This window comes from Burkholderia sp. GW821-FHT14F03 (assembly GCF_058803765.1).
The window spans coordinates 128,157-154,079 of record NZ_JBXAPG010000012.1; the positions used below are offsets into that span (position 1 = coordinate 128,157).

The following is a 25,923-nucleotide window of genomic DNA, read 5'->3' on the forward strand; positions in this document are numbered from 1 at the left end:
CCCGGAGATCCCACCATGCACGAAGCTGCCCTCAACCCGGTTGCCGCCCCGGCGCCGATTCCCCTTGGCGAACTGTTGCCCTGGGCCCTGTTCGCTGGCCTGCTCCTGCTGCTCGCGCTCTACTTCGTCGGCGCGGAACAAGGCGCGACCTCGCTCGTTCCCGGCATGTACGTGCATGAGTTCGTGCACGACGGCCGGCACCTGCTCGGCTTCCCCTGCCACTGACGCGGAGGCACGGATGGTCGGAAAACTGCTGGTCCGCGGGATGCTCGCAGGCATCGCCGCCGGTCTTCTCACGTTCGCGTTCGCGCGGGTCGTCGGCGAACCCCAGGTCGCGCAGGCGATCGCCTTCGAGGAAAAGCTCGATGCGGCCAAGGGCGAGGCCCCGGAGCCGGAGCTCGTCAGCCGCGGGACCCAGGCCGGGCTCGGCCTGCTCACGGGCGTCGTGACCTACGGCGCGGCATTCGGCGGCCTGTTCGCGCTGACCTTCGCCTATGCGTACGGCCGGGTCGGGCGGCTCGCCGCGCGGCCGCTGTCCGCGTGGCTCGCGCTCGCGGCGTTCATCGCCCTGGTGATCGTCCCCAATCTCAAGTACCCCGCCAATCCCCCCTCGGTGGGCGATCCGGAGACGATCGGCTATCGAACCGGGCTGTTCTTCCTGATGATCGCGATCTCGATCGTGACGCTGGTGTTCTCGCTCAAGGTGCGCGGCCGGTTGTCCGCGCGGCTCGGCGCGTGGAACGCGTCGCTCGCGGCGGGGCTCGTGTTCGTCGCGATCATCGCGGCCGTGCAGCACGCGCTGCCCGCGATCAACGAAGTGCCCGACGCGTTCCCTGCGACCGTGCTGTGGCAGTTCCGGGTCGCCGCGATCGGCATGCAGGTGATCATGTGGACGACGATCGGCCTCGTGTTCGGCGCGCTGGCCGAACGCGGCGTGCCGGCGGGACGGCGCACGTAGCGGCGCGGCCGCGCCGCCCCCGCTCCCGTCCCCCTTCCCGCCTCCGCCCCCGCTCCCGCCGGTCCGGCGGGCTTGCCACGGCCACTCCGGTGGCCGTTTTCATTCATGCGCGCCGCGCGCTCAACGCCAGCCCTTCCAGCACGCCTTGATCGTCGCGCTGATCGCGACGAACGTGATGATCCAGAACAGGATCGGGCCCGCCGCGCCCTTGATCCGGATGAACGTCCCGAGTTCGAACACCAACCGGCCCGTTGCTCATCCGCAGGGTCGTGACGATGAAGTAGGCGAACAGCCCGACATACGGCAACACGAAGAACACCAGGTAGTTGTCCAGGACGAACCCGATGAACTTGGAGTCCGCATGGCTGCTCCACGTCACGAGATAGCCCAGATAGAGCGGCCCCGCGACCATCACCAGAATCACGAACGGAATCACGGCGCAGTGCAGCCTGAATTGCCAGGCCTCGATGGAACGGTTCGACAACGGTTCGTCGGCCAACGTATTCATGATGTTTTCTCCGTTGGTCTGCACGCCGGCCGCCTCGCGCCCATGGGCCGCGCCGGCCTCGATCGACCCCGCCCGGCAGGCCCCGGGAGTCGACTCGATATAATCAAAGCAGACCTATTTCAAAACAGAATGAACATAAACCCTCGCTTTTCACGCGCACGGCGTGCGCTGGCCGCCTCCCTCCTGCTGCTCGCCTGCGCCCGGACCCCGGCCGCGCCGTCCCCGGACACGAACGCAGCCCCGAACAACGAAGCGCTGATCCAGCGGATCATCGTCCTGAACGAACACGGCGACCCCGCCTCGCTCGAAAAGGCGACGGCCGGCTACCTGCTGAACGCGACGCGCAAGTTCAACCCGAACGTGTCGCCCGATGCCTGGAAAGGCGTCCAGGCCGACGTCAACGAGATCATCGCCAACAAGATCCGCTCCGGGTACGGCGAACAGGCGCTGCTCACGCGCCGCATGATCCGGAACGCGAAGCTGTCGGACGACGAGCTGCGGCACCTGATCGCGATGCTGGAGGACCCCGTGATGCAGCGCTACTACCGCGCGACCTGGGACGGCAAGACGGCCGGCTACATCGCCGACCTGTCGCAGCAGGTGAACAACCAGATGTGGTTCGTCGTCTCGATCGTGCTCAGAAAGCGCGGGCTGCAGACCAGCGACCCGGGTGCGACGCCGCGCCCGGCCGCCGGCGCGCATTGAGGCCGGGAGGCGCGCGGCGCTCGTGCAGTCCCGGCGCGCAAGGCCTAGAATGACGCGCCACGGCTTTCCTTCGCCCCGCGCGCCGCGCCTCGACACCCGGGACCTCATGACTTCCGCTCCGCGTTTCGCCGGCAAGCACGTCTTGATCGTGCACGGCTACACCGCATCGCCCGCCGCCAACTGGTTTCCCTGGCTCGCCGAGACCTTGCGCGCGGAAGGCGCGCGCGTCGACGTGCCGGCCATGCCCGCTCCCGATGAACCGACGCCGCGCGCATGGGCCGAGACGCTGCGCGCGCTCGTGCCGGCGGCCGACGCGAATACCCTGCTGGTCGGCCACAGCCTCGGCTGCATCAGCGTGCTCCGGCACCTGCTGACGCTGCCGGCCGGCACCCGCATCGGCGGCCTGCTGCTCGTGTCCGGCTTCGACCGGCCCCTGTCGACGCTGCCGACGCTGCGTGCGTTCACCGACGCGCCGCTCGATCACGCCGAGGTGATCCGGCGCGCGCCGCGGATCGCGTCGATCTACTCGGACAACGATACGATCGTGACGCCGGCCGCGTCGCGCGACCGGTCCGCCTCGCTGCGCGGCGCCGATGAAATCGTGGCCGGCGCGGGCCACTTCCTCGACCGCGAGGGCTTTACCCGGCTCCCGCGGGCCCTGGCCGCACTCGTCGCGCCGCGGGCGAACGCGCGCGGCGCGTCATGATGAAGCGCGGCAGGCGCCTGCTGATCGGTTTCGCGCTCGGCGCCGCGGGCATGGGCGCGGCGCTCGCCGCGCTGCACGAGGATCTGGAAATCCGCGCCGACCAGTTCATTGCCCGGCCGCCCGCCGAGGTCTGGCGCGTGGTGACGGATCGCGCGGCCTATCCGGCGTGGAATCCGTTCATCACCGAGATCGACGGCCCATTCCGCGAGGGCGCGACGCTGCGCATCGTGCTCGGGCGCGGCGCGGACACGATGACCTTCAGGCCGATCGTGCAACGCGTCCGCGACGACGCGGAGATCTGCTGGCGCGGCAGCGTGGGCGTCGACGGTCTGTTCGACGGCACCCATTGCCTGCGCCTGACGGCTGTCGCGGGCGGCACCCGCTTCGAGCAGCGCGAACGGTTCTCGGGATGGCTCGCGGGCCGGCTGACGCGCGCGGTGGTCGAGGACACCCGCCTCGAATTCGTCGCGATGAATGCCGCGCTCAAGCGACGCGTCGAATCAGGTATGCGTTGACCGGATCGCAAAAACGGAGACGACGATGCGGACGCGCAAGGTCAGCCGCGTACCGTGTGACTGCGGCGCGTCTGACCGTGCGGCCGCGCGGGCAGGTACGCGTTGACCTGATCGCAAAAACAAAGACGACGATGCGGACGCGGCAGGGCCAGCCGCGCACCGTGGACTGCGGCGCGCCTGACCGCGCGGCCGCGCGGGCAGGTACGCGCTGACCTGATCGAGAAAACGAAGACGACGATGCGGACTCGGCAAGGCCAGCCGCGCACCGTGTGACTCGGCCCGTCTGACCGTGCGGCCGCGCGGGCAGGTACGCGCTGACCTGATCGAGAAAACGAAGACGACGATGCGGACGCGGCAGGGCCAGCCGCGCACCGTGTGACTGCGGCCCGCCCGACCGTGCGGGCAGGTACGCGCTGACCTGATCGAGAAAACGAAGACGACGATGCGGACTCGGCAAGGCCAACCGCGCACCGTGTGACTGCGGCGCGCCCGACCGTGCGGCCGCGCGACGGCGTCGATGCCGTTGCCGCGAGCTCGGTCGGCCCCGTCACCGCGCGCCCTGCGCCCCACCCCGAAGCGCCGTCGCGGCATCAGCGCATCAACGCCCGCCCGCCTTCGGCAACGCCAGCAACGATTCCGTCATCACGTCCGCGAGCCGCAGCGCGGACATCGGCCCCCCGAACCCCCAGATATTGCGCTCGACGAGCGCGACCCGTCCCGCGCGTTGCGCGGGCACGAACCGCCACACCGGCGAATCGAGCTTCGCGGCGAGCGGCACGTCGGGCCCGGTCGCGCTGACGAACATCACCGCGAGGTCCGGCCGCTTCAGCAGGTCCTCCGAGGTCACGTAGGCAGTGCCCTCGCGGGTCGACTCGCCGGGCCAGGGCGTGAGCCCGAGCGCGCGCGCGACGCCCGCCGCCGTGCTGTTGCCGGTGAAGGCCCAGTAGCGATCGGGCAACCCCAGTTCCTGCAGCCACGCGACCGGCTCGCCGCGCCGCCCGGCCTCGGCGAGCCGCCGCGCGTTGCGCGCGAGCACGGCCGCGAGCCGCGCGTCGACCGCGCGCGCCGCTTCCACGCGGCCGGTCAAACAGCCGAGCGTATGCAGGATCGCGCGCGCCCAGTCGAGCTGCGTCACCTGCCGGCCGTCGCGCACGAAGTTCGGACTGTAGGCGAACAGCACGGTCGGCGCGATCCGCTCCAGCGCCGCGAAGATCGCCGCATGGCGCAGCCCCACGCCGAGAATCAGATCGGGCCGCGCGGCCGCGATCGCCTCGAGGCTCGGCTCCTGGCGCGTGCCGATGTCCGGCACCCGCGCGAGCCGCGCGTCGTCGTAGCCGATCCAGCCCGGGTAGTACTCGGGGTCGGCCATGCCGACGGGCGTGATGTCCAGCGCCGCGAGATCCTCGGCGAACATGAATTCGAGCACGACGATCCGGGCCGGCCGCGCCGGCAGCACGGCGCTCGCCTGCGACACCACGGGATTGCCGGCGAGCGGCCCGCAGGCCGCGCCGGGCAGCACCTCGGCCGCGGCGCGCGCAAGCGGCGCGAACGCCGCGCCGCACGCCGCCGCCAGCACCGCGCCCAGCATGCGACGCCGGGGAGCCTGCACGCTCATCGCATCGTCTCCTGCAACGCGATCGCGTCGTCGCACATCGTCAGCAGCAGCGGACAACTTCCACACAGTTGGGTCTCTCCCGGAATTTCATTGCGCATGCAGCACACGCGGCGCGCGCGGAACGGATTCGGCAGCCGCGTCGAGCACGGCCGCGCGCGCCGCACCGGCAGGCGCAGCGGGTTCGCCTCGCCGTCCGCGTCGAGCGGGCCGAACAGCCAGGCGGCATCGTCGGCCGCGCCGGGAAGGTCCGCGCACTGCTCGAACAGGTAGTCGAGCAGATTGCCGGCATTGCTCCACAGCACGCGCGGCGAGAGTCGGGTCATCGCGGCCAGCTGCCCGATCACCTCGCGCAGGTGCGCGACGAGCGGCCCGTAGCGGCGCGCCGGATCGGGGTCGGCCGCGCCGAGCGCGGCCGGGTCGACGCCGAACGCGACCGGCAGGCCCGCGCGCAGCGCGACCCGCGCGCCCGTCAGGTCGAGCGGCCGGCCGAGCAGCAGCGCGGCGGCGAAACCCGCCGTGGCCGCGAAGCCGAAGTAGTACTTGCTCCATTGCGACAGCAGCGCGCGCGCATGCTGGTCCGCATCGCCGCCGTACAGCGCGACCATCGCGTCGAGCAGCGCGTGACGCTCGCCGTCGAGCGCCGCCGCCGGCAGCACGACCGCGTGCGCGGACGCCTCCGCCGCGAAGGCGGGCTCGGCCGCGCCGGACGGCGCGCCGAGCCACACGTGTTCGAGGTAGTGGGCGATCGACGCGGGCACGAAGGCCGCGAAACACTGCGCGCCCGCGCCGTCCGGCCAGGGCGCGGCCGGGTTCAGGCTCATCCGCGCCCCCGCGCGCCCTTGCGCTCGCGCCGGGACTCGGCGACCAGCAGCGCGAGCAGGTAGGGGGCGCCGATCAGCGCGGTCAGCACGCCGGCCGGAATCTCGCGCGGCGCGAGCAGCGTGCGCGCCGCGATATCGGCCGCCGCCAGCACGAGCGCGCCGCACACGGCCGCGAGCCACAGGCGGGTGCGATGCGCGCGCGCGCCAAGCAGCGCCGCGAGATGCGGCGCCATCAGTCCGATGAAGCCGATCGGCCCGACCGCCGCGACCGCCGCGCAGGCCGCGAGCGTCGCCACCGCGAGCACGAGCGGGCGCAGCACGCCGAGCGGCAGGCCGAGCGCGGCCGCCTGATCGTCGCCGAGCGCGAGCAGGTCGAGCGGCTTCGCGAGCAGCGCGAACACCGGCAGCGCGAGCGCGCACCACGGCAGCAGCGCGGCGACCTCGCCCCAGCTGCGGCCGTAGGTGCCGCCGATCAGCCACACGACGAAGCGCGCGGGCTGCACGCTCTGTTGGGTGATCAGCCATTGCGACAGCGTGGTCCACAGCGTGCCGATCACGATCCCGGTCAACGCGACCGCGAGCGGCGCGTAGCGATGCCGGCGATTCAGCAGCAGCGTGAACGCGAGCGTCGCGCCGCCGCCCGCGAGCGACGCCGCGGCGAGCGCGCCGTGCCCGGCGAGCGGCCAGGCCACGAGCAGCACGAGCGTGGCGAGCCCCGCGCCCTGGGTGACGCCGAGCACTTCGGGGCCGGCCAGCGGATTGCGCACGATGCTTTGCATCAGCACCCCGCTCGCGGCGAGCAAGGCGCCCGCGAGCAGCGCGCACAGAAGGCGCGGCAGCCGCAGGTCGACGATCATGCGGGCCACCGCGTCCTGCCCGGCCAGCAGCGCCTGCCAGCGCGCGACGCCGAGCAGCGTCGGCCCCGCCGACACGCCGGCCGCCACCACGCACGCGAACAGCGCGAACAGCGCCGCGGCCAGGAGCGGCCACGGCCACCCGCCGACGACGCGCATCAGGCGCGTGCCGCCGCCGCCCGCCGCGCGCGCCTCGGCGCCCGCGTGCAGCACGCCCGACCAGGCCGCGCCGCGCCGGATCATCGCGAGCATCAGCGGCGTGCCGGCCAGCGCGATCGCGACCCCGGTCGTCAGCGTGCCTTCGAGATCGAGCGCCTGCACGGCGCTGTCGGTCGCGAGCACGAGCGCGCCGCCGACCAGCGCGGACAGCGGCACGAGCGCCGCGAGCCGCGCGGCGCGCGCGCCGCGCACCTGCCGCAGCAGGTTCGGCGCGATCAGGCCCACGTAGGACAGCGGCCCGGCGATGCTGACCGCCACGCTCGCGAAGCCCACCGCGACCACCATCGCGGCGAAGCGCGTCGCGTCGACGGGCACGCCGGCCGCGGCCGCCGCGTCGTCGCCGAGCGCGAGCGGATCGAGCGGCCGGATCACGAACGGCAACGCGACGAGCCCGGGCGCGAGCCACGCGAGCGCGCCGAGCAGCCCCGCCGCGCCGGGTTGATAGAGACTGCCGTTGGCCCACAGCGACGCGCCGACGATGCTTTGCTCGAAGAACGCGAGCGCGAGCGTGGTCAGCGCGCCGAACAGCAGCATGCAGACGCTGCCCGCCAACACGAGCCGCAGCGGCGTGGCGCGCCAGCCGCCCGCGGCGGCGGCGACGCAGGCGGCCGCGCCGAGCCCGCAGACGAACAGCAGCGGCACTTGCGCGACGCCGGCCAGCGCCGGCACGAGCATCGCGGCCAACAGGCCGAGCTGCGCGCCGCCCGTGATGCCGAGCAGGTCCGGCGAGGCGAGCGGATTGCGCGTGAGCGCCTGGAACAGCGTGCCCGCGACCGCGAGCGCGCCGCCCGCGACCAGCGCGGCGGCCACGCGCGGCGCATTGAGATCGAACAGCAGGATGTGCGCCAGGCGCGCGGCGTCGCTGCCGGGCGCGGCGGCCAGCCACGCGCGCAGGTCGGGCGCGAGGCGCAGCAGCGCGATGACGACGATGCCGGCGAGCAATGCGCCCGCCAGCATGCCGACCCGGCTGCGCGGACCGACGCGCCAGTCGTCGCGCAGCGCGGGGCCGTGCAGCCGCTTGCGGGCGGCGAGCGTCGTCATGCCGCGAGGCTCCGGTCCGACGCGCGCGCGGCGGCGGCGGTCCCGTCGGCGGCGTCGGGCGCATCGAGCACGCCCTCGTAGGCCGGCACGCACATCGGCGCGCCGGTGCGCGGATGGGCGAGCTTCAGCATCGACACGTCGAACGCGGCGTCGAGATGCCGCGGATCGAGCATCGCGTCGGGCGTACCCTGCGCGACGATGCGGCCCGCGCGCATCAGCACGATCTCGTCGCTGTAGGCGGCCGCCTGGTTCAGGTCGTGCAGCACCCACACGATGGTGAGCCCGCGCGTGCGATTGAGACGCCGCAGTTCGCGCAGGATGTCGAGCTGGTGATGGATGTCGAGATAGGTGGTCGGTTCGTCGAGCAACACGATCGGCGCCTGCTGCGCGAGCGCCATCGCGATCCACGCGCGCTGGCGCTCACCGCCCGACAGCGCGGCGACGTCGCGCCCCGCGTCGGCCGCGAGCCCGCTCGCATCGAGCGCCTCGTCGATCGCGGCGTGGTCCGCGCGATCGAGCCCGCGCAGCCAGCGGCCATGCGCGTAGCGGCCGTAGGCGACCAGCTCGCGCACGGTGAGCCCGGCCGGAATCTGGTTGAACTGCGCGAGCATCGTGAGCGTGCGCGCGAGCGCGCGCCGCCGGTAGGAACCGAGCGGCGCGCCGTTGACGTCCACCTCGCCGGACAAGGCCGGCTGCAGTCCGGCCAGCGTGCGCAGCAAGGTGCTCTTGCCGCAGCCGTTCGGCCCGCACAGCGCGGTCACCCGCCCCGCGCGGATCTCCAGGTCGAGCCCGTCGAGCACCACGTGCTCGCGATACCCGACCGTCAGCGCGCGCGCCGCGAGCGCGACTGCCGCCGTCTTCTTCATCGTTTCGTCATCCGCTAACCGCTTGCCTTCTCGCTGTAGCTCTGCGCCATCGCGACCACCACCTTGCGCGGCCCCTCGAACGGGTCGCGCGCATGGGCCGTCAGCATGTTGTCGAGCATCAGGACATCGCCCGTGACCCACGGAAACACCACGCGCTGGCGGTCGAGCACCGCGCGGATCTCCGCGAGCGCGTCCGCCTCGAGCGGCGCGCCGTCGCCATAGTAGACGTTGCGCGGCACGTTCTCCAGCCCGACCGCGTCGACGAGCGCCTCCTGCATGTCCTCGTCGAGCGCCGACAGATGGAACAGGTTGGCCTGGTTGAACCAGACGAGATCGCCCGTGCGCGGATGGCGCGCGACCGCCTGGCAGCGCTCCTGGGTGCGCAGGAGCGGCTCGCCGTCGTCGCTCTCGCGCCATTCGCAGGCGATGCCGCGCGCCGCGCAGATGCGCTCCACCTCGCGCGGGTCGTCGGTGCCGAAGGCCTGATGCCACGGCAGGTCGAGCCCCTGCCCGAAGTTGCGCACGTACAGCAGCTCGCGTTTCGCGAAGCGCGCGACCAGCGCCGGATCGAGCGCGCGCAGCACCGCGCGGCTGTCCGCGATCGGCGTCGCGCCGCCCACGCGCGCGGCGAGCGCGCAATGGAACCAGATCCGCAGCGGCCATTCGCGCGTATACGACTGCTCGTTGTGCAGCGGGATCGAGCGGTGCGGCGGATACTCGGTCGATGTGTAAACCGCGCCCTCGACCTGGCTGCGCGGCGTCGACGCGAACTCATAGCCGATCAGCGGATCGCCGAAGCCGCGCGCGAACTGCTGGAACGCCTCGATCGAATCGACGCGAAAACCGGTGAACAGCACGCCGCCCGCGCGCTCGAGCGAGTCGGCGACGATCTCGCGCAGCAGCGGCGCGGCTTCGTCGAGCGACAGGTCCGCGCCGGCGCGCGGCGACACCACCGTCGGCAGGCCGGGCTCGATGCGCAGGTCGTCGAGCGTCGGTCGTGCGATGGCGGACGGGGAAAGCGAAGTCATACGAACTCCTGTGACGGAAAACGAACACCCGGCCAGGGCCGCCCGGCCCGGGACCGGGCCGGCCGGGTCACGATGCGCGCGCGTCGGACGCGACGCCGTCCAGGTGACGGCGCAGGCTCGCGGGCCGCATGTCGGTCCAGACCGCGTCGATATGCGCGAGGCAGTCGGCCTTGGGGCCGCGCACACCGACCTCGCGCCAGCCGGCGGGCACGTCGCGGAACGTCGGCCAGATCGAGTACTGCGCCTCGTCGTTGATGACGACCGTGTAGACGACGTCGTCCGCGTCGCTGGAGGAAGGCTGGGCTTGCGTCATGATCGGATGCTCGTTCGGAAAGCGTTCGGAGGGAATCGCGCGTCGCCCGACGGAGCGGGCGCGCGCCTGTACCGGATAGACGATTCGCGCGCGCGCTTTTTTACCGCCGGCGCGCGCGGCCGCTGCAGAATTCCGGGCAGTCGTCGCCGCGCTCGCTCGCGTCGAGGCAATCGACGCAGTAGCGTTCGGCGTCGCGCACCATGAAATGCACGAGGGTCTGCGACACGTTCAGCGCGCGCGCCACGCTTTGCAGCGTCTCCTCGCGCAGGCGCACCATCTCGAACGCGACGCGGCTGCGCGCGGGCAGCTGCGCGAGCGCCTGCTGCACGCGGCGCAGCGTGTCGCGGGTCAGCAAGGCGGCTTCGGGCGAGGGCTCGGCCGACGGCACGTCGAGGCCGTCGTCCTCATCGGCGTGGTAGATGTTCTCGAGCGACTGGCGGCGGCACGCGTCGATCGACGCATTGCGCACCATCCGTGTCACGTAGGCGACCGGCTGGCGCACCGCATCCTGGTTCGGGAACTCGACGAGCTTGATGAACACGTCGTGCACGACGTCCTCCGCGCGGCTCGCGCAGCCGAGGAACGCGCGCGCGACATTGACCAGCATCGGCCGGTTCGAGATCAGCACGTCGAGCAGCGCGCCCTGCGCGCGGGCCGTTGGAGCGCCCGGCGAATAGGCGTCGCCGGAATGAAAGATCGGCAGGGCGAACGCCGCTGCGGGTTCCGGTCTGACGAGCACTTCCGCCATAGATCTGCTCCGTATTTGTACGATAAGACGAAATCTAACGCAAACGCGAATCGTTCTCAATATGATTTAGAAATACCCATATCATTGTTAGTGATTTGTACGAAAGTTAGATGAAAGTTGTACCCGGGAGCACGCCGCCCCGAGGTGCCGGACGGATCGGCGTCAAGCCCTGTCGCAGCGCGACCGGGCGCGCCGTACTGGATGCCCGACAAGAACCTGACACCTCGACGCCGCCAGCCGGATGCGAAGCCGCGACGGCATTGCGCCGATCGCTCCCTTGATAAAAATGAAAGCATGAGCAGGCCGCCTGTCAGGTTCCCGGGCGGTTCGGGACGACGGCTCGCCGCCTCCGCCGTGCCTAATCAATCCCTATTTGATGCCCGTCGGGTATGATCTCGCGCGAGAGACCTCCCCTTCCGCCCGCGCTTCATGCCCAACATCAAGAGAACAAGCATGCGCCCCATCCTGTTTTGCCTGTCCTTGTGCCTGGCGTTGCTCATGCAGACCGCGTTCGCCTCGTCGCCGGACGACATCCGACAGCTTCAGGAACAGGCGCGCATGCTCGACAAGGACCTCGCCCACCTGAAGGAATCGACGGGCGACCGGCTCGACGCGCAGGACAAGCGCATCGGCGACCTCAGCCTCGCCACCTCGCAGCAGGCCAATTTCATGGGCGCGATTTCCAACCTGTCGACACTGGTTGGACTAGGCATCACGCTCGTCGCGGTCATTACCGGCTTCGCGGCTTACTTCAGCGCGAAACATCGCGCCGTGAGCGAAGCCAGGGAGGCGGCCAAAGAGTGGTTCAGCGATCACCGCAAGTCCATCGGCAAGCAGATTCACTCGTTGCAGACGGAAGCAGACTCCCTGAAACGGCAACTCGCGGCGCTCCAGCGGAAGGCCAGCGAAGCCGCCAGCGAAATCGAGCAGCGCAAGACGGAAGTCGATGCCCATGCCCAAAAAACCCGGCAAGCCATCGAGCAAGCGGCCTTGCAGGTCCGTCCGCGCCAGGAGAACGACGCTCAGCCGTCGCAACCGTCCCTGGACAAGGCAAGCCCGCAGACGGTGAGCGACGCCCCGGACGTCGGCGCAAAGCCGGACAACCGGTCCGCCGCCGTCAATCGCTACACCCAAGGCGCCGAGGACTATGAGGCCGGTCGTTTCGATGCGGCGTTGCACAGCTTCGAGACGGCATTGGCATGCGCCGACGCCGAACACAGCCCGCCGGAAACCCGCGCGATGATCATGCGCTATCAGGCCTTGGCGCTCGAAGCGCTCGAACGCAACGATGAAGCATTGGCCGTTTACGATGAGATCGACCGACGTTACGGAACGGATGACAGCCTCGCCCTGCGCGAACAAGTCGCCAATACGCTCCTCAGCAAGGCCACCCTGCTGGATGCACTCGATCGCCACGACGACGAGTTGGCTGTCTATGACGCAATCGTGAAACGCTACGGCCGGGATGAGAACCCCGTCCTGCGCGAGCAGGTCGCCAAGTCGCTCTTCAATAAAGCCATCCAGTTAGGCAGATCCGATCTCGCCGATCAAGAGACCGCCCTCTACGACGAAATTATTCAGCGCTACGGCCAAGACGCCGCGCCCATTCTGCGTCTTCAGGTTGCCAAGTCTCTTTTCAGCAAGGCGGTCCGGCTGGGCAAACTCGGCCTAAGCCACGAGGCCATCGCCATCTATGACGAGATCGTGCAACGCTACGGCGAGGATGACAGTCCGGCGATGCGCGTCCAGGTCGTCAAAGCGCTCTTCAATAAGGGATTCCGCCTGGGCGTGCTCAATCTGCGGGATCAGGAACTGGAGGTTTATCACGAGATCGACCGGCGTTACGGCGAAGACGACAACACGGCCTTGCGCACACAGGTCGCGAAGGCGCTCATTAACAAGGCAGCGTGCCTGGAGGCGCTTGGCCGCGGCACCGAAGAAACCGGCGTATACGACGAAATTGATCGCCGTTACGGTCGCGACGCCAGTCCCGCCGTACGAGAGCAGGTGGCCAAGGCCTTGTTCAACAAAGCCATCGACCAGGGCATCCTCGCCCACTACAAGGCAGAGATCGCCATCTATGACGAGATCGTGCAGCGCTATGGCCACGATGCGCATCCCGCGATACGGGAACAAGTGGCCAAGGCGCTCGTCAACAAAGGCTTCGCCCTGGGACGGCTCGGGCACAGCCTGGAAGAGATCGCGGTCTATGACGAGGTTGACCGACGCTACGGCCAGCACGGCAGCACGCCGCTGCGCGAACAGGTTGCGATGGCGCTGTTCAACAAAGGCGTCCAGCTGGGCCGGCTCGACCGCAGCGAAGACGCGATCGCGGTTTACGACGAGATCAGCCGCCGCTACGGCCTGGACCCTGCCCCCGCCCTGCGCGAGCAAGTCGCCTCCGCCCTGTTCAACAAGGGATTCCGACTGGGGGTCGTCGGACGCTATGCCGAGGAAATCGCGACCTACACCGAAATCGATCGGCTGTATCGCGATGACAGCGCGCCCGCCCTGCGCATGCAAATGGCCAAGGCGCTCTTCAATCGGGGATACCGCCTCGGCAAGCTCCATCGCAGCGACGAGGAGATCAAGGCCTATGACGAAGTCGACCAGCGCTATGGTCTCGACGACAACCTCGCCATGCGCGCGCAGGTGGCCAAGACCTTGATCAACAAGGGGCTCTCGCTTGCCGGACGCGGTCTCGCCGATGAGGCTATCGCCGTCTATGATGCGATCATTCTCCGTTACAGCGGAGATGACAGTGCCTCGCTGCGCGAATGGGTCGCCAAGGCGCGCGAAGCAAAACAGGCATTGCAGAAGAACCCGACGTAGCGCGGATCGAGGGATGCGCGCGGGCAAGCCGGCGTTCCGCATGCACGACGGCAGGGACGACCCACCTCCTCGATCCGCCTGTCGAACGACCTCGACCTTGCGCCGCGCCGCGCGGCCCCTCGCCCCGCTACGCCCCGGCGGTCAGCACGATCTTCCCGACATGCGCGCCCGAGTCGATCAGCGCATGCGCATCGCGCACCTGCTCGAGCCCGAAGGTCCGGTACACCTGCGGCTTGACCCGCCCCGCCTCGACATGCGGCCACACCTGCCGCTCCAGCTCGGCGATGATCGTCGCCTTGTCGTCGTAGCTGCGCGGGCGCAGGGTCGAACCGATATGCGTGAGCTGCTTGGCCAGCATCATCCACATGTCGACCCCGTTCGCCGGCCCTTTCAACGCGCTCACCTGCACGACCCGGCCGTTCATCGCGGCCGCCCGATAGTTGCGCGCGACATAGTCGCCCGCGATGATGTCGAGGATCACGTCCACGCCCCGCCCCTCGGTGAACGCCGCGACGCGCTCCACGAAGTCCTCCTCGAGGTAGTTGATCGCGTGATCGGCGCCGAGCCGCAGGCTCGCGTCGCGATGCGCGGGCGACGACACCGTGGTGATGATGGTCGACGCACCGAGCGCCTTCGCGAACATCGTCGCCGTGGTGCCGATACCCGACGCGCCACCGTGGATCAGCACCGATTCGCCGGCCCGGAACCCGCCGCGCCGCACGAGATTGAGCCACACGGTCATGAAGGTCTCCGGCAGCGCCGCCGCCTCGACCAGGCTGAGGCCGGCCGGCAGCCGCATGGTCGCGCGCGGGTCGGCCACCGCGTACTCCGCATAGCCGCCGCCCGTCACGAGCGCGCACACCAGGTCGCCGGGCGCGAAGCGCTGCACGGCGCCGCCCACCGCCACGATCTCGCCCGCGATTTCGAGCCCCGGAATGTCGGACGCGCCCGGCGGCGGATCGTAGACGCCCTTGCGTTGCAGGACGTCGGGGCCGTTCACGCCCGCCGCCCGCACCCGGATCAGCACGTCGCCGGCGCCGGGCCGCGGCACGGGCCGCTCGACGGGCGTCAGCACCTCGGGGCCGCCGGGCCGGCTGATTTCGATCGCCGTCATCACGGCCGGAATGGGACAGGAAACGTCTGACACGATGCACCTCGCTCTGAATGGGAAATCGCCGCTCGCGCCGGCTGGCAGCGCGGCGTCGAAAAAAGTATATGCTTGGCGGCTGATGAATTCGCGCAGCGATTTTCACGCGCACAGATGCAAATTTGCACCACTTCGGGAGCCTGTTCTTGAACTGGGACGACACGCGGATCTTTCTTGCCGTTTATCGGGAGCGCAGCCTGCGCGGCGCGGCGCGCGTCGTCGGCCTGGACCAGGCGACGGTGGGCCGGCGACTTGCCGCGCTCGAGCGCGCGCTCGGCGCGATGCTGTTCCTGCGCACCTCGGGCGGCTATGCGCCGACGTCGGCCGGCGAGGTCGCGCTGCGCGCCGCGGAGAAAATGGAACAGGCGTCGATCGATCTCGTGCGGCAGACCCAGGGCGTGGACCAGCGCCTCGCGGGCGACGTGCGCGTGACGACGACCGATTCGCTCGGCGTCGAATTCCTGATGACGGCGATCCGCAACCTGCACGCCGCGCATCCGGACGTGCGCGTGCTGCTCAACACCTCGACCCAGGTGCAGAACCTCGCCAGGCGCGAAGCCGATATCGCGGTGCGCACGGTCAAGCCCGACAATCCCGACCTGCTCACGCGCCGGCTCGCCGCCTGGCCGGTGGGGCTGTTCGCGTCGCCGGACTATCTCGACCGGCTGGGCGAGCCGACGCCCGGCACGGGCTTCGCGGGGCACGACCTCGTGTTCTACCTGCCGTATCTGCAGGCGCGTCGTTCGCTCACCCTGGTCGGCGAGCCGATCCACGCGGGGCGGATCGTGTCGGGATTGAATTCGAGCCTGATGGTGCGCGCCGCGGTGCGCGCGGGGCTCGGCATCGGCGAGGTGCCGCTGCCGATCGCCGAACGCGACGGCCTCGTGAGAATCTGGCCGACGCGCACGAGCGCGACGGCCTACGAGGTGTGGCTGGTCACGCACCAGGACTTGCGGCATACCGCGCGCATCAGCGCGATGATCGATCGGATCGTGCAGGTGTTCGAGGCGACGCCGGCGGCGGCGCGCGGCCGCGCGCGCACGCGATGAGGCCGCGCCGACGGGCGTGGCCGGCCCGGCGTTCCATGACGGGAACCGTCACCCGGAGACGCCGCGCCGTTCATCCGGCCCGGCGCGCGTCCTGCCCTTCCAGCTCGAGCGCGTAGATCCCGCGTCGCGCCACGCGCGCGACCGGCGGATCGACGGCCCGGACGCCGGTCCGTTCCCGGCGGACATGCCCGGGACGCCGTGCCTCGCGCTGCGCGAACGCCGCGTCGGCCGTCCCGTCGCGCATGCCCGTCGCGTCGACCCGCGCGAGCGCCGTGACGGCGGGATCCGCCTGCCCGTCCTCGCGCGGATCAAACCGGGTCCGCACCAGGACCAGATCGGTCGACGGGAGGCGCGGCGGCGTCCAGGAGCGGATCTCGACGCGCTCGCCGCCGGCAACGAGTCGACCGCCGGCGCGACGATCGACAGAGCAGAGAGCAGAGGGCGCGCCCCCGTTCCCGACGCCTGGAAACAACGGCTCAGGCGGCACGCCGCGCCCTTACCGCACCCCGCTCAGCGCCCGCTCCGCCTGCGGCGACGCGAACATCCGCGCGGCGTCGTGCCCGACCCCCGGCACCTCCAGCAGGCGCCACTCGAACGCCCAGCCCTTGCTGCGGGCCATCGCCTGCGCGCTGTGGTACGCGTTGAGCCCGCGCGCGAAGCGGTTCGGCCCTTGCGCGACCGCCTCCTTCTCCTTGGCGAGCAGATGGGCGTGCACATCGTCCATGCCGAGCAGGATCGTGATCGGCTGGCCCAGGTAGGCACGCATGGCCTCTTCCTGGTTGCGCCGCCAGCCGAGCCCGCCGAAGCCGAACGGCACGTCGTCGGTCGCGCGCGCCATCACCCAGGTCGACGGATTGGCGATCACGATCCGCGCCGCGCCGGACTGCGAATACGCAGCGACCCGATCGAGGAACTGCGCCCCCGCCGAATGGCCGAGCAGCACGAGCGGCAGGGTCGGCTGCCCCGCCGCGCGGCGGGCCCAGTCCGCGAGAGGCGGCACGAGCGCGAGCGAGGTCGAACCCTCGTCCTGGCCCGCCCGCATGCCGCCGTACTGATACGCGTCGCGCGGGAAGCGATCCTTGTCGAACAGCGGCGCGACGACCACCGCGCAGACCTTGTCCGCCAGCGGCTTCGCATGATCGCGATAGTCGGCGGGATTGCGCGACACGCCGTGGAACACCAGCATCAGCATGCGCGGCGCGCAGTTCGCCGGGCGATAGGTCCACACGGGCAGCGTCATGCCGTCCAGTTCCGCGCGCGACGTCGCCGAACCGTAAGGAATCACCTGGTGCGGATCCGCCGCGCCGGCCACCGGCGCGGAAGCGCCCGCCTCGACGCCCGCCGCGCCCGAGGCCGCGCCGCTGTCCGACGATGCGGGCGGCCCGTCCGCCCCGCGCCCCGCCTCCAGCGCCCCGCCGCGCGCCGGCTCGGCCGGCGCAGCGGCGGACGCCGCCGACGCTTCACGGCCCGCCGCGTCCGCCGCCTCGATTCCCTGCGCGCGCGCCGCGCCCGCGCCGCCCATGACCAGCGCGACGCCGAGCGCCGCCGCCCGCGCCCGCCGGTTCCTGATTACAGCCCACATACACATTCCATCTGAAAAATAGGTCAATCGACACGCTATCGTACTTATTCGACAACGGCCGTTACCTTACCCAATTTGCAGCCGATGCGTACGATCGCGGTTCGCCGCGCGGGCGGCTGCGCTCAGGCCGCCGCGCAGCCGGCTTGCGCGCACTCGGCCCGCGACCACCCGCCGCCGAGCGCGCGATACAGCGCGATCGCATTCGCGCACCGCAGTTGCTTGAGCCGGATCAGCTCCTGTCCGGACTCGAAGGTGCCGCGCTGCGCGTCGAGCAGTTCGAGATAGCTCGCCACCCCGCCGCCGTAGCGCCGCTCCGCGAGCCGCAGACGCTCGCGGTCGGCGTCGTAGGCCGCCTGTTGCGCGGCCAGTTGCGCGTCGATCTGGCCGCGCGCGGCGAAGCCGTCCGACACCTCGCGGAACGCGACCTGGATCGCCTTCTCGTACTCGGCGACCGCGATATGCCGGCGCGCCTCGGCGACGTCGAGATTCGCGCGATTGCGCCCGCCCGCGAAGATCGGCAGCGTGAGCCGGGGCGCGAACGACCACACCCCGGTACCGCCCGCGAACAGGCTCGCGAAGGTGTCGCTGACCGAACCGACCTCGGTCGTCAGCGTGATGCGCGGGAAGAACGCCGCGCGCGCCGCGCCGATGTTCGCGTTCGCGGCGATCAGGCGCGCCTCCGCCTGGCGGATGTCGGGCCGCCGTTCGAGCAGTTCCGACGGCAGCCCGGCCGGCACCGGCGCGACCGTCAGCGCATCGAGCGCGCTCGCGCCGGCCGCCACGTCCTGCGTGAAATCGCCGACGAGCAGCCGCAGCGCGCTGACGGCCGCCGTGTGCTCGCGCGCGAGCGCGGCCTGCGCGGCGCGCGCCGACGCGACCAGCAGTTCCGTGGTGCGCAGCTCGATCGCGGTGCTGGTGCCGGCCGCGTAGCGGCGCTGCGTGAGCGCATGGCTCCGCTCGCGCGCGTCGAGCGTGCGCTGCGCGAGCGCCAGCTGATCGACCAGCGCGCGCTCGTTCACATAGGCGGTCGCCACCTCGGCGACCAGGCTGATGCGCACCGCGCGCTGCGCCTCGGCGGTCGCGAAGTACTCGGCCAGCGCCGCGTCCGACAGGCTTTTCACGCGGCCGAACAGGTCCAGCTCGAAGGCGCTCACGCCCACGCCCGCACGATACAGGCCGCTGATCGCGCGCTCGCGCACCACCGGGTCGTACTGGCTCGCGCGTTCGAAGCCGAGATTGCCGTCCACCGACGGCAGCCGGTCCGCGCGCGCGACGCCGTACAGGCCGCGCGCCTCCTCGATGCGCAAGGTCGCGACGCGCAGGTCGCGGTTGTTGGCGAGCGCCGCGTCGATCAGCGCGCGCAACGCGGGCTCGGTGAAGTACGCGCGCCAGTCGTCGAGCTGCGCGGCGCGCGCCGCCGCAGCCGCGTCCGCAGCCGGCGTCGCGGCGGCCGCGCCGGACGCGGCGTCGGTATACGCCGCCGGCACCGGCGCGGCCGGCCGTTCGTAGCGTGGCGCGAGCGTGCAGCCCGCGAGCAGCGCCGCGACGAGCGCGGCGCTCCAGGCCGGCGCGCCCGGCGGGGTCGGGAAGCGGCGTGCGCCGCTGATCCGCTCAGTCATCAATGATTCTCCAGCGCGGGGGCCGGGGCGCTGCCGCGCCGGCGCGGGCCGACGTTGAACAGACGGCCGACCGCCACGAAAAACAGCGGGACCAGGAACACGGCGAACACCGTCGCGGTGATCACGCCGCCGAGCACGCCCGTGCCGATCGCCATCTGCGCGCCGGACGCCGCGCCCGACGCGAACGCGAGCGGCAGCACGCCGACGCCGAACGCGAGCGACGTCATCACGATCGGCCGCAGGCGCAGCCGCGCGGCCTCGCGCGCCGCATCGGCGAGCGACAGGCCCTGCGCGTACAGATCCTTGGCGACCTCGACGATCAGGATCGCGTTCTTCGCGGACAGCCCGATCGTCGCGATCAGCCCCACCTTGAAATAGATATCGTTCGGCATGCCGCGCAGCGTGACGCCGAGCACCGCGCCGATCACGCCGAGCGGCACCACCAGCATCACCGCGAACGGAATCGACCAGCTCTCGTACAACGCGGCGAGCGCGAGGAACACCACCAGCACCGACAGCGCGAACAGCATCGGCGCCTGCGCGCCCGACAGCCGCTCCTCGTACGACTGCCCGGACCACGCATGCCCCACGCCGGCGGGCAGGCGCGCCGCGATCCGCTCCATCGCCGCCATCGCCTCGCCGCTGCTGCGGCCGTGCGCGGCCGAGCCGTTGATCGTGAACGACGGGTAGCCGTTGTAGCGGGTCAGCTGCGGCGGCCCGACGGTCCAGTGCATCGACGCGAACGCCGACAGCGGCACCATCTCGCCCTTCGCATTGCGCACCCGCAGCTTCTTCACGTCCTCCGGGTCGACGCGATGCCCGCCGTCGGCCTGCACGATCACGCGCCGCACCTGCGCGCCGTGCATGAAGTCGCCGATGTAGTCGGAGCCGAACATCACGGAAAGCGTCGCGTTGATCTCGTCCATCGACACGCCGAGCGCGCTCGCCTTCACGCGATCGATGTCGAGCTTCAGCTGCGGCGCGTCCTGCGTGCCCGCGAACATCAGGTCGGTCAGCGCGGGATCGTCGCGGCCCTCGGCGAGCAGCTTCTCGCGCGCGGCGACGAGCGCCGCGTAGCCGACCCCGCCGCGATCCTGCAGCCGGTAGTCGAAGCCGCCCGTCGAGCCGAGGTCCGGCAGCGCGGGCGAGTTCATCGCGAACACCACCGTGTTCGGCGTGGCCGAGAAACGCTCGTTGATGCGCGCGACGATCGCCTGCACCTGGTCGTGCGCGCCCTTGCGCGTCTGCCAGTTCTTCAGCGTGACGAAGATCATCCCGCCGTTCGGGCCTTCGCCGTACAGATTGAAGCCGCCGAGCGCGAACGTATACGCGGCGGGCTCCTTGCCGCGCACATACGCCTCGACCTCGCGCACGCTCTTCATCGTCTCCGCGAGCGGCGTGCCTTGCGGGCGGATCACCATCACCATGAAATTGCCCTGGTCCTCGTCCGGCAGGAACGCGGTCGGCAGCTTCGTCATCATCAGCACGGCCACCGCCGTCAGCGCGCCGTAGACCGCGAGCCAGCGCAGCGGCTTCGCGAGCAGCCGGCCCACGCCGTGCGTGTAGCGGTCGGTGGCGCGCGTGACGAAGCGGTTGAAGCGGCCGAAGAAGCCGCGCTTCTCGTGATGGCCCGCGTCGATCGGCTTGAGCAGCGTCGCGCACAGCGCGGGCGTGAGCGACAGCGCGAGGAACGCCGAGAAACCGATCGACACCGCGAGCGCCAGCGCGAACTGACGATAGATGTTGCCCACCGCGCCGCCGAAGAACGCCATCGGCACGAACACCGAGGTCAGCACCACCGTGATGCCGATGATCGCCCCGCTGATCTGCCCCATCGCCTTCACGGTCGCCTCGTACGGCGCGAGCCCCTCCTCGACCATCAGCCGCTCGACGTTCTCGACCACCACGATCGCGTCGTCGACGAGGATGCCGATCGCGAGCACCATGCCGAACATCGTCAGCACGTTGATCGAGAAGCCGGCCGCGAACATCACGCCGAACGTGCCGAGCAGCGCGACCGGCACGACCAGGGTCGGGATCAGCGTCGCGCGGAGGTTCTGCATGAACAGGTACATCACGAGGAACACCAGCACGCCGGCCTCGATCAGCGTCGTCACGACCTTCTGCATCGACACGCGCACGAACGACGACGTCTCGTACGGGATCTGGTATTTGACGCCGGGCGGGAAGTACTTGGCGAGGTCGTCCATCGTCTCGCGCACGCGCGCTTCCGTCGCGACCGCGTTCGAACCCGGCGCGAGCTTGATGCCCATCCCGGTCGCGGTCTTGCCGTTCACGTAGGACGGGTAGCTGTACTCGCTGCCGCCGAACTCGATCCGCGCGACGTCGCGCAGGAACAGCGCGGCGCCGTCCGCGCGGCTGCGCAGCGTGATCGCGCCGAAATCCTCGGGCGTCTTGAGCGGCGCGTCCGCGAGCACGGTCGCGGCGATCGGCGCGTCGTCCGGCACGGCCGAGCGGCCGATGTCGCCGATCGTCACGCGCGCGTTGTGCGCGCGCACGGCCGACACGATGTCGGAGGCGCTCAGGCCGAGCCCGGCAAGCTTGACCGGATCGGGCCAGATGCGCATCGCATACTCGGCGCCCCAGAACTGCACCTTGCCCACGCCCTCGACCCGGCGCAGCGCCTGCACCACGTTCGCGGACGCGTATTCGCCGAGCTGCACCGCGCTCAGGCGGCCGTCCTCGGAAGTCAGCGACACCACGAGCTGAATGTTGTCCGCGGCCTTCTCGACCGTGATGCCGTCGCGCCGCACCGCTTCGGGCAGGCGCGCGTCGACGGTCTTCAGGCGGTTCTGCACCTCGACCGCCGCGAGATCGGGGTTCACGCCCTGCTTGAAGGTCAGCGTGAGTGTCGCGGTGCCGGTGCCGCTCGTCGCGGAGGTGTACAGCAGGCCGGGCGCGCCGTTCATCTCGCGCTCGATCACCGCGGTGACCGATTCCTCGACGACCTGCGCCGACGCGCCCGGATAGGTCGCGTAGATGCTGACCACGGGCGGCGCGATGTCCGGGTACTGCGCGACGGGCAGCGAACGGATCGCGAACAGGCCGCCCAGCATGATGAAGATCGAGATCACCCAGGCGAAGACCGGACGATCGATAAAGAAACGAGCCATGGTGTGTGCTGAATCGGAATCAGGATTGGGACGCGGCGGACGGCGCGACGCCGTCGGCCGCGCCGTTGGCCGGGCCAGTTGCCGGCGCCGCGCGCTCGACCGCCTTCACGGTGGTGCCGGCCGCGAACTGGGCGGCGTTGTCGACCACCACGCGCTCGCCGTTCTTGAGCCCGCGCGTGACGAGCCACTGGTCGCCCTTCATGCGCTCGGCCTCGACCTCCGCGTCGCGGATCTTGCCGTCCGGCCCCACGACCTTGACCGTCGCGTGGTCGGCGCTGCGCAGCAGCGCATCGCGCGGCACCCGCAACGCATCGCGGGCGACCGCGCGGTCGAGCGCGAGCCGCACGTAGCCGCCCGGCAGCAGTTCGCGCTCGGGATTCGGGAACAGCGCGCGCATCGCGACCGTATCGGTCGCGGGGTCGACCGCGAGATCGGCGAACAGCAGCTTGCCCTTGCGGGCATACGGCGTGCCATCGGCGCGCAGCAGCGTGACCTCGATGTCCTGCTGCGCGATGCCGGCCGCGCGGCCGCTGCTGACCGCGCGCCGCAGCGCCTCGACGTCGGCTGCCGGCTGCGAGAAGTTCACGTAGATCGGATCGAGCTGCTCGACCGTGGTCAGCGGCGTGGCCTGGTCCTGGCCGACGAGCGCGCCCTCGGTGACGAGCGCGCGCCGCGCGCGGCCGCTGATCGGCGCGGTGACGGTCGCATAGCCGAGCTGCAGCTGCGCGCGCGCCAGTTCGGCCCGCGCGGAGGTGACGGCCGCCTGCGCCTGGCGCTCGTCCGCGAGCGCCTCCATCTGATCGCGCTCGCTGACCGCGCGGTCGCGCACCAGATCGTCGTAGCGCCGCCGCTTGTCGCTGGCGGCGAGCAGCGCCGCCTGCGTCTTCGCGAGCGCGCCCTCGGCCGCGTCGCGCGCGGCCTTGAGCGGCGCCGGATCGATCCGGAACAGCACCGCGCCCGCCTTCACCTCCTGCCCTTCCTCGTAGGTGCGCGCGGTCACGACGCCCGCGACCCGCGCGCGCACCTCGGCCTGCCGATACGCGTCGAGCCGGCCGGGCAGTTCGATCGTCAGCGGCACCGCGCTCGTCTTCACGGTGATCACGGTCGCCTCCGGCGCCGCCGCCGCCGGCTCGCTCGCCTCGCGCCTGCCGCAACCCGCGACGACGAGCGCCGCGACCAGGATCAGCGACAACGGATGACGGGGGGCGGCACGGAGATTTTTCATGAACATCCTCAACGGGAGCGCAGCCCGTACAATGCGGGCCGCTCAGGGCGCTTGATTTTAATCAGTCATGACTGATTAAATAAAGGACAATCTGTGGCGAGAAGTTTGAATGTCGCTTGAAAGCGACAGCATTATGTAAGAAACGGACACGGGAGGTTCGAGATGGCCCGCAAAACCAGGGAAGAATCGCTGAACACCAAGAACCGCATCCTCGATGCGGCGGAGCTGGTGCTGCTCGAGAAAGGCGTGGCGCAGACCGCGATGGCCGACCTGGCCGAGTCGGCCGGGATGTCGCGCGGCGCGGTGTACGGCCATTACAAGAACAAGATCGAGGTCTGTCTCGCGGTGTGCGACCGCGCGTTCTCGCGGGCGGCCGAGGACTTCGAGCTGGGCGACGAGCAGCCCACGCTCGGCATGCTGCGGCGCGCCGCCCTGCACTACCTGCGGCAGTGCAGCGAGCCGGGCTCGTTGCAGCGCGTGGTCGAGATCCTCTACATGAAATGCGAGCGCTGCGAGGAAAACGCGCCGCTGATGCGCCGCCGCACGCTGTACGAACTGCAGACGCTGCGCATCGCGAAGGCGCTGCTGCGACGAATGGTCGCAGCGGGCGAACTCGACGCCGGCCTCGACATCCACCTCGCGGGGGTCTACCTGCTGTCGCTGATCGAAGGCATCTTCGGCTCGCTGATGTGGTCCACGCGCCTGCGCGGCGCGCGCTGGACCGACGCCGAGGCCCTGCTCAACGCCGGCCTCGATGCGCTGCGCACCGCGCCCGCCCTGCTCCGACCGTCCTCGCCGTGATGTGGTCCTGATTCCGCGCCATCACAAATAAGACGAGTACGAGGAACAACTGGCGCATCGCGCCGGTCACTCTACATGCGTCGATTCTCTCCCCGCGGCTTACGCCTGCCCAAAGATGGATCGCCGTTCGGAGCGGATGCGTCCGCGTTGATGGGCCGAACGGCGCGAAGACGGTCCGATCCGATCGAACCCCGATTCGTTGAACGTCCTGTGCCGCCGGCCGCGCCGTGCGGATGCAGTTTTTTCGCCCACTCCCTGCTTGCCCGAATTCACCTTTTCAAACAAGGATGTGGACACTGTTGGCCCCCGTACATGACCCTGTTTCCGCGCGCCGCCTGATGCGGCGGGCCTGGCCCACCACCGGCGCGCTGGGCGCGCTGCTGGCTTTCGCATTCACCGCCGCGCTGCCCGCCGTCTCGAAGCCGCCGGCGGCCGCGCTCGAACGGGCGGCGCTCACGCCGCAGCGGGTGCTCGCCGACACCCCGTTCCCGAGCGCGCACCGGTTCGTCTCGCACGAACTCGAGCGGCTCGTGGCCGAGCGCAGCGCGCCGCCCGGGCTGTTCGCCCCGCTCACCGCCCACCGCAACGACCTGCTCGGCTATGGCGCCGACATGTTCGCCGCCGCGCCCGACGCGCTCGAAGCGGATTCCGGCCTGCGCGCGGGCGAGATCACCGCGAGCCTCGCCGACACCCTGAACCGGCTCGACCTGCCGCCCGAAGTCCGGATCCAGATCGGCGACCTGGTCACCGGCAAGCTGCGCCTGCATGCGCGCGCCCAGGCCGGCGACCGCTACCGGATCGCCTTCGACACCTCGGCCGGCGTGCCGCGCGTGACGGCGCTCGAGCTCCGGGCCGGCGGGCGCGCGTTCGGCGCGCTGTGGTTCAAGCCGCCCGGCGCGCCCGAGGGCGCGTATTACGCGTTCGACGGCCGCCCGCTCGACGGCGCGGCCTTCACGATGCCGGTGCGCAGCACGCGCATCAGCTCGTACTTCGGCGAGCGCGTCCATCCGCTGTCGCACCTGCGCCTGATGCATACGGGCGTCGACCTCGCCGCGCCGCGCGGCACCCGCGTGAACGCGGCGGCGAACGGCGTCGTGTCGTTCGTCGGCACCGATCCGGGCGGCTACGGCCAATACGTGATCGTCGACCATCCGGGCGGCTATTCCACCTACTACGCGCACCTGTCGGCGTTCGCGCCGGGCCTGAAGACGGGCGCCGCGATCGCGCAGGGCCAGCGGCTCGGCGCGGTCGGCGCGACGGGCGCCGCGACCGGCCCGCACCTGCACTTCGAGGTGCGCATCGCCGATCGGCCGGTCGATCCGCTCGTCACGCTCGCGCAAGCGCAGGATCCGCTGTCGGGCATGCAGCTGAGCGCGTTCCGCCACCATCTCGACGACATGCGCGCGACGCTCGCGGCGGCCGCGCCGGCGCCGCTCGGCTTCGCGCAGATCGACGCGCCGCTGTGGGCCGATTTCGCGCGCGACACCTCGACGCTGCGCGCGATCTTCGACACCCACTACGCCTCGACCTGAGGCCCGGCGGCGGCTTGTGCGCCGCACGCCGGTTTCGCTATCATGGCCCGTCCGCCGGGCCACGCCGCCCACCCGCCGCGCCCGGGCGCGGCCCGTTTCAGAGGA

23 protein-coding genes are annotated in these 25,923 nt (G+C 70.9%); 9 read left to right on the forward strand and 14 right to left on the reverse strand.

Features of this window, described 5'->3' with window-relative positions:
- The first annotated feature begins 15 nt into the window (after positions 1-15).
- A complete protein-coding gene (locus AC1RQF_RS10535; RefSeq protein WP_274003289.1) occupies positions 16-225 on the forward strand; it encodes a CbtB domain-containing protein in 210 nt (69 codons plus the stop codon).
- Positions 226-238: 13 nt separating this feature from the next.
- Positions 239-958 carry a CbtA family protein gene (locus AC1RQF_RS10540; RefSeq protein ID WP_274003290.1) on the forward strand — a complete coding sequence of 240 codons (720 nt, stop codon included), beginning with the start codon at positions 239-241 and terminating at the stop codon, positions 956-958.
- Positions 959-1,061: 103 nt separating this feature from the next.
- Here the strand turns inward: AC1RQF_RS10540 and AC1RQF_RS10545 are convergent, their stop codons facing one another.
- The gene (locus AC1RQF_RS10545) at positions 1,062-1,490 is read right to left on the reverse strand and encodes a hypothetical protein (protein WP_492871994.1); all 429 of its coding nucleotides are present in this window, start codon (positions 1,488-1,490) and stop codon (positions 1,062-1,064) included.
- Positions 1,491-1,595: 105 nt separating this feature from the next.
- On the opposite strand from AC1RQF_RS10545, the gene AC1RQF_RS10550 reads away from it, so the two are divergent.
- The 3 genes from AC1RQF_RS10550 (at position 1,596) to AC1RQF_RS10560 (ending at position 3,392) form a co-directional block, all read left to right on the forward strand.
- On the forward strand, positions 1,596-2,171 hold the full coding sequence (locus AC1RQF_RS10550) for a hypothetical protein (protein WP_274003297.1): 576 nt from the start codon (positions 1,596-1,598) through the stop codon (positions 2,169-2,171).
- 106 nt (positions 2,172-2,277) lie between these two features.
- On the forward strand, positions 2,278-2,877 hold the full coding sequence (locus tag AC1RQF_RS10555; protein ID WP_492871996.1) for an RBBP9/YdeN family alpha/beta hydrolase: 600 nt from the start codon (positions 2,278-2,280) through the stop codon (positions 2,875-2,877).
- Positions 2,877-3,392: an SRPBCC family protein gene (locus AC1RQF_RS10560; RefSeq protein WP_492871997.1), complete on the forward strand. Its 516-nt coding sequence runs from the start codon at positions 2,877-2,879 to the stop codon at positions 3,390-3,392. The genes AC1RQF_RS10555 and AC1RQF_RS10560 overlap by 1 nt, the downstream gene beginning before the upstream one ends.
- Before the next feature lie 598 nt (positions 3,393-3,990).
- Here the strand turns inward: AC1RQF_RS10560 and AC1RQF_RS10565 are convergent.
- From AC1RQF_RS10565 to AC1RQF_RS10595, 7 genes are all read right to left on the reverse strand, one after another.
- Positions 3,991-5,007, reverse strand: coding sequence for an ABC transporter substrate-binding protein (locus AC1RQF_RS10565; RefSeq protein ID WP_492871998.1), 1,017 nt, complete (start codon positions 5,005-5,007; stop codon positions 3,991-3,993).
- Positions 5,004-5,828 carry a siderophore-iron reductase FhuF gene (fhuF, locus tag AC1RQF_RS10570; protein WP_492872000.1) on the reverse strand — a complete coding sequence of 275 codons (825 nt, stop codon included), beginning with the start codon at positions 5,826-5,828 and terminating at the stop codon, positions 5,004-5,006. The genes AC1RQF_RS10565 and fhuF overlap by 4 nt, the downstream gene beginning before the upstream one ends.
- Positions 5,825-7,942 (reverse strand): Fe(3+)-hydroxamate ABC transporter permease FhuB, encoded by a 2,118-nt coding sequence (fhuB, locus tag AC1RQF_RS10575; RefSeq protein ID WP_492872002.1) that lies wholly within the window; start codon positions 7,940-7,942, stop codon positions 5,825-5,827. Before fhuB ends, fhuF begins: the two co-directional genes overlap by 4 nt.
- Positions 7,939-8,808, reverse strand: a complete 870-nt coding sequence (locus tag AC1RQF_RS10580; protein ID WP_274003309.1) for an ABC transporter ATP-binding protein — start codon at positions 8,806-8,808, stop codon at positions 7,939-7,941. Before AC1RQF_RS10580 ends, fhuB begins: the two co-directional genes overlap by 4 nt.
- 14 nt (positions 8,809-8,822) lie before the next feature.
- On the reverse strand, positions 8,823-9,836 hold the full coding sequence (locus AC1RQF_RS10585; RefSeq protein ID WP_274003311.1) for a TauD/TfdA family dioxygenase: 1,014 nt from the start codon (positions 9,834-9,836) through the stop codon (positions 8,823-8,825).
- 67 nt (positions 9,837-9,903) lie between these two features.
- Positions 9,904-10,149 carry an MbtH family protein gene (locus AC1RQF_RS10590; protein ID WP_274003312.1) on the reverse strand — a complete coding sequence of 82 codons (246 nt, stop codon included), beginning with the start codon at positions 10,147-10,149 and terminating at the stop codon, positions 9,904-9,906.
- Between the two features lie 100 nt (positions 10,150-10,249).
- Positions 10,250-10,897 carry an RNA polymerase factor sigma-70 gene (locus AC1RQF_RS10595; protein WP_274003313.1) on the reverse strand — a complete coding sequence of 216 codons (648 nt, stop codon included), beginning with the start codon at positions 10,895-10,897 and terminating at the stop codon, positions 10,250-10,252.
- A gap of 453 nt (positions 10,898-11,350) precedes the next feature.
- On the opposite strand from AC1RQF_RS10595, the gene AC1RQF_RS10600 reads away from it, so the two are divergent.
- Positions 11,351-13,729: a tetratricopeptide repeat protein gene (locus tag AC1RQF_RS10600; RefSeq protein ID WP_492872005.1), complete on the forward strand. Its 2,379-nt coding sequence runs from the start codon at positions 11,351-11,353 to the stop codon at positions 13,727-13,729.
- Between the two features lie 127 nt (positions 13,730-13,856).
- Here the strand turns inward: AC1RQF_RS10600 and AC1RQF_RS10605 are convergent, their stop codons facing one another.
- On the reverse strand, positions 13,857-14,876 hold the full coding sequence (locus AC1RQF_RS10605) for an NAD(P)H-quinone oxidoreductase (protein WP_492872007.1): 1,020 nt from the start codon (positions 14,874-14,876) through the stop codon (positions 13,857-13,859).
- Between the two features lie 146 nt (positions 14,877-15,022).
- Here AC1RQF_RS10605 and AC1RQF_RS10610 point away from each other — a divergent pair, with 146 nt between their 5' ends.
- Positions 15,023-15,925, forward strand: coding sequence for a LysR family transcriptional regulator (locus AC1RQF_RS10610; RefSeq protein ID WP_492872008.1), 903 nt, complete (start codon positions 15,023-15,025; stop codon positions 15,923-15,925).
- A gap of 70 nt (positions 15,926-15,995) precedes the next feature.
- Here AC1RQF_RS10610 and AC1RQF_RS10615 read toward each other — a convergent pair whose 3' ends face one another.
- The 5 genes from AC1RQF_RS10615 to AC1RQF_RS10635 all read right to left on the reverse strand — a co-directional run bounded on the left by AC1RQF_RS10615 (position 15,996) and on the right by AC1RQF_RS10635 (position 23,485).
- On the reverse strand, positions 15,996-16,250 hold the full coding sequence (locus AC1RQF_RS10615) for a hypothetical protein (RefSeq protein WP_492872010.1): 255 nt from the start codon (positions 16,248-16,250) through the stop codon (positions 15,996-15,998).
- Positions 16,251-16,421: 171 nt separating this feature from the next.
- Positions 16,422-17,507, reverse strand: a complete 1,086-nt coding sequence (locus tag AC1RQF_RS10620) for an alpha/beta fold hydrolase (protein WP_492872011.1) — start codon at positions 17,505-17,507, stop codon at positions 16,422-16,424.
- A 122-nt stretch (positions 17,508-17,629) separates the two neighbouring features.
- Positions 17,630-19,126, reverse strand: a complete 1,497-nt coding sequence (locus tag AC1RQF_RS10625; RefSeq protein WP_274003324.1) for an efflux transporter outer membrane subunit — start codon at positions 19,124-19,126, stop codon at positions 17,630-17,632.
- Positions 19,126-22,260: a multidrug efflux RND transporter permease subunit gene (locus tag AC1RQF_RS10630; RefSeq protein ID WP_492872012.1), complete on the reverse strand. Its 3,135-nt coding sequence runs from the start codon at positions 22,258-22,260 to the stop codon at positions 19,126-19,128. Before AC1RQF_RS10630 ends, AC1RQF_RS10625 begins: the two co-directional genes overlap by 1 nt.
- A gap of 19 nt (positions 22,261-22,279) precedes the next feature.
- Positions 22,280-23,485: a MexX/AxyX family multidrug efflux RND transporter periplasmic adaptor subunit gene (locus AC1RQF_RS10635; RefSeq protein ID WP_274003328.1), complete on the reverse strand. Its 1,206-nt coding sequence runs from the start codon at positions 23,483-23,485 to the stop codon at positions 22,280-22,282.
- A gap of 162 nt (positions 23,486-23,647) precedes the next feature.
- Here AC1RQF_RS10635 and AC1RQF_RS10640 point away from each other — a divergent pair, with 162 nt between their 5' ends.
- Positions 23,648-24,286 (forward strand): TetR family transcriptional regulator, encoded by a 639-nt coding sequence (locus tag AC1RQF_RS10640; protein ID WP_274003329.1) that lies wholly within the window; start codon positions 23,648-23,650, stop codon positions 24,284-24,286.
- Between the two features lie 287 nt (positions 24,287-24,573).
- Positions 24,574-25,818 carry a M23 family metallopeptidase gene (locus tag AC1RQF_RS10645; protein WP_443111577.1) on the forward strand — a complete coding sequence of 415 codons (1,245 nt, stop codon included), beginning with the start codon at positions 24,574-24,576 and terminating at the stop codon, positions 25,816-25,818.
- Positions 25,819-25,923 lie beyond the last annotated feature (105 nt).

What these genes read in the sequence shown, in the direction of transcription:
- AC1RQF_RS10535 (WP_274003289.1), top strand. Translation starts at nt 16, where the DNA reads ATGCACGAAGCTGCCCTCAACCCGGTTGCCGCCCCGGCGCCGATTCCC.
- AC1RQF_RS10540 (WP_274003290.1), top strand. Translation starts at nt 239, where the DNA reads ATGGTCGGAAAACTGCTGGTCCGCGGGATGCTCGCAGGCATCGCCGCC.
- AC1RQF_RS10550 (WP_274003297.1), top strand. Translation starts at nt 1,596, where the DNA reads ATGAACATAAACCCTCGCTTTTCACGCGCACGGCGTGCGCTGGCCGCC.
- AC1RQF_RS10555 (WP_492871996.1), top strand. Translation starts at nt 2,278, where the DNA reads ATGACTTCCGCTCCGCGTTTCGCCGGCAAGCACGTCTTGATCGTGCAC.
- AC1RQF_RS10560 (WP_492871997.1), top strand. Translation starts at nt 2,877, where the DNA reads ATGAAGCGCGGCAGGCGCCTGCTGATCGGTTTCGCGCTCGGCGCCGCG.
- AC1RQF_RS10565 (WP_492871998.1), bottom strand. Translation starts at nt 5,007, where the DNA reads ATGAGCGTGCAGGCTCCCCGGCGTCGCATGCTGGGCGCGGTGCTGGCG.
- fhuF (WP_492872000.1), bottom strand. Translation starts at nt 5,828, where the DNA reads ATGAGCCTGAACCCGGCCGCGCCCTGGCCGGACGGCGCGGGCGCGCAG.
- fhuB (WP_492872002.1), bottom strand. Translation starts at nt 7,942, where the DNA reads ATGACGACGCTCGCCGCCCGCAAGCGGCTGCACGGCCCCGCGCTGCGC.
- AC1RQF_RS10580 (WP_274003309.1), bottom strand. Translation starts at nt 8,808, where the DNA reads ATGAAGAAGACGGCGGCAGTCGCGCTCGCGGCGCGCGCGCTGACGGTC.
- AC1RQF_RS10585 (WP_274003311.1), bottom strand. Translation starts at nt 9,836, where the DNA reads ATGACTTCGCTTTCCCCGTCCGCCATCGCACGACCGACGCTCGACGAC.
- AC1RQF_RS10590 (WP_274003312.1), bottom strand. Translation starts at nt 10,149, where the DNA reads ATGACGCAAGCCCAGCCTTCCTCCAGCGACGCGGACGACGTCGTCTAC.
- AC1RQF_RS10595 (WP_274003313.1), bottom strand. Translation starts at nt 10,897, where the DNA reads ATGGCGGAAGTGCTCGTCAGACCGGAACCCGCAGCGGCGTTCGCCCTG.
- AC1RQF_RS10600 (WP_492872005.1), top strand. Translation starts at nt 11,351, where the DNA reads ATGCGCCCCATCCTGTTTTGCCTGTCCTTGTGCCTGGCGTTGCTCATG.
- AC1RQF_RS10620 (WP_492872011.1), bottom strand. Translation starts at nt 17,507, where the DNA reads ATGTGGGCTGTAATCAGGAACCGGCGGGCGCGGGCGGCGGCGCTCGGC.
- AC1RQF_RS10625 (WP_274003324.1), bottom strand. Translation starts at nt 19,126, where the DNA reads ATGACTGAGCGGATCAGCGGCGCACGCCGCTTCCCGACCCCGCCGGGC.
- AC1RQF_RS10630 (WP_492872012.1), bottom strand. Translation starts at nt 22,260, where the DNA reads ATGGCTCGTTTCTTTATCGATCGTCCGGTCTTCGCCTGGGTGATCTCG.
- AC1RQF_RS10635 (WP_274003328.1), bottom strand. Translation starts at nt 23,485, where the DNA reads ATGAAAAATCTCCGTGCCGCCCCCCGTCATCCGTTGTCGCTGATCCTG.
- AC1RQF_RS10640 (WP_274003329.1), top strand. Translation starts at nt 23,648, where the DNA reads ATGGCCCGCAAAACCAGGGAAGAATCGCTGAACACCAAGAACCGCATC.
- AC1RQF_RS10645 (WP_443111577.1), top strand. Translation starts at nt 24,574, where the DNA reads ATGTGGACACTGTTGGCCCCCGTACATGACCCTGTTTCCGCGCGCCGC.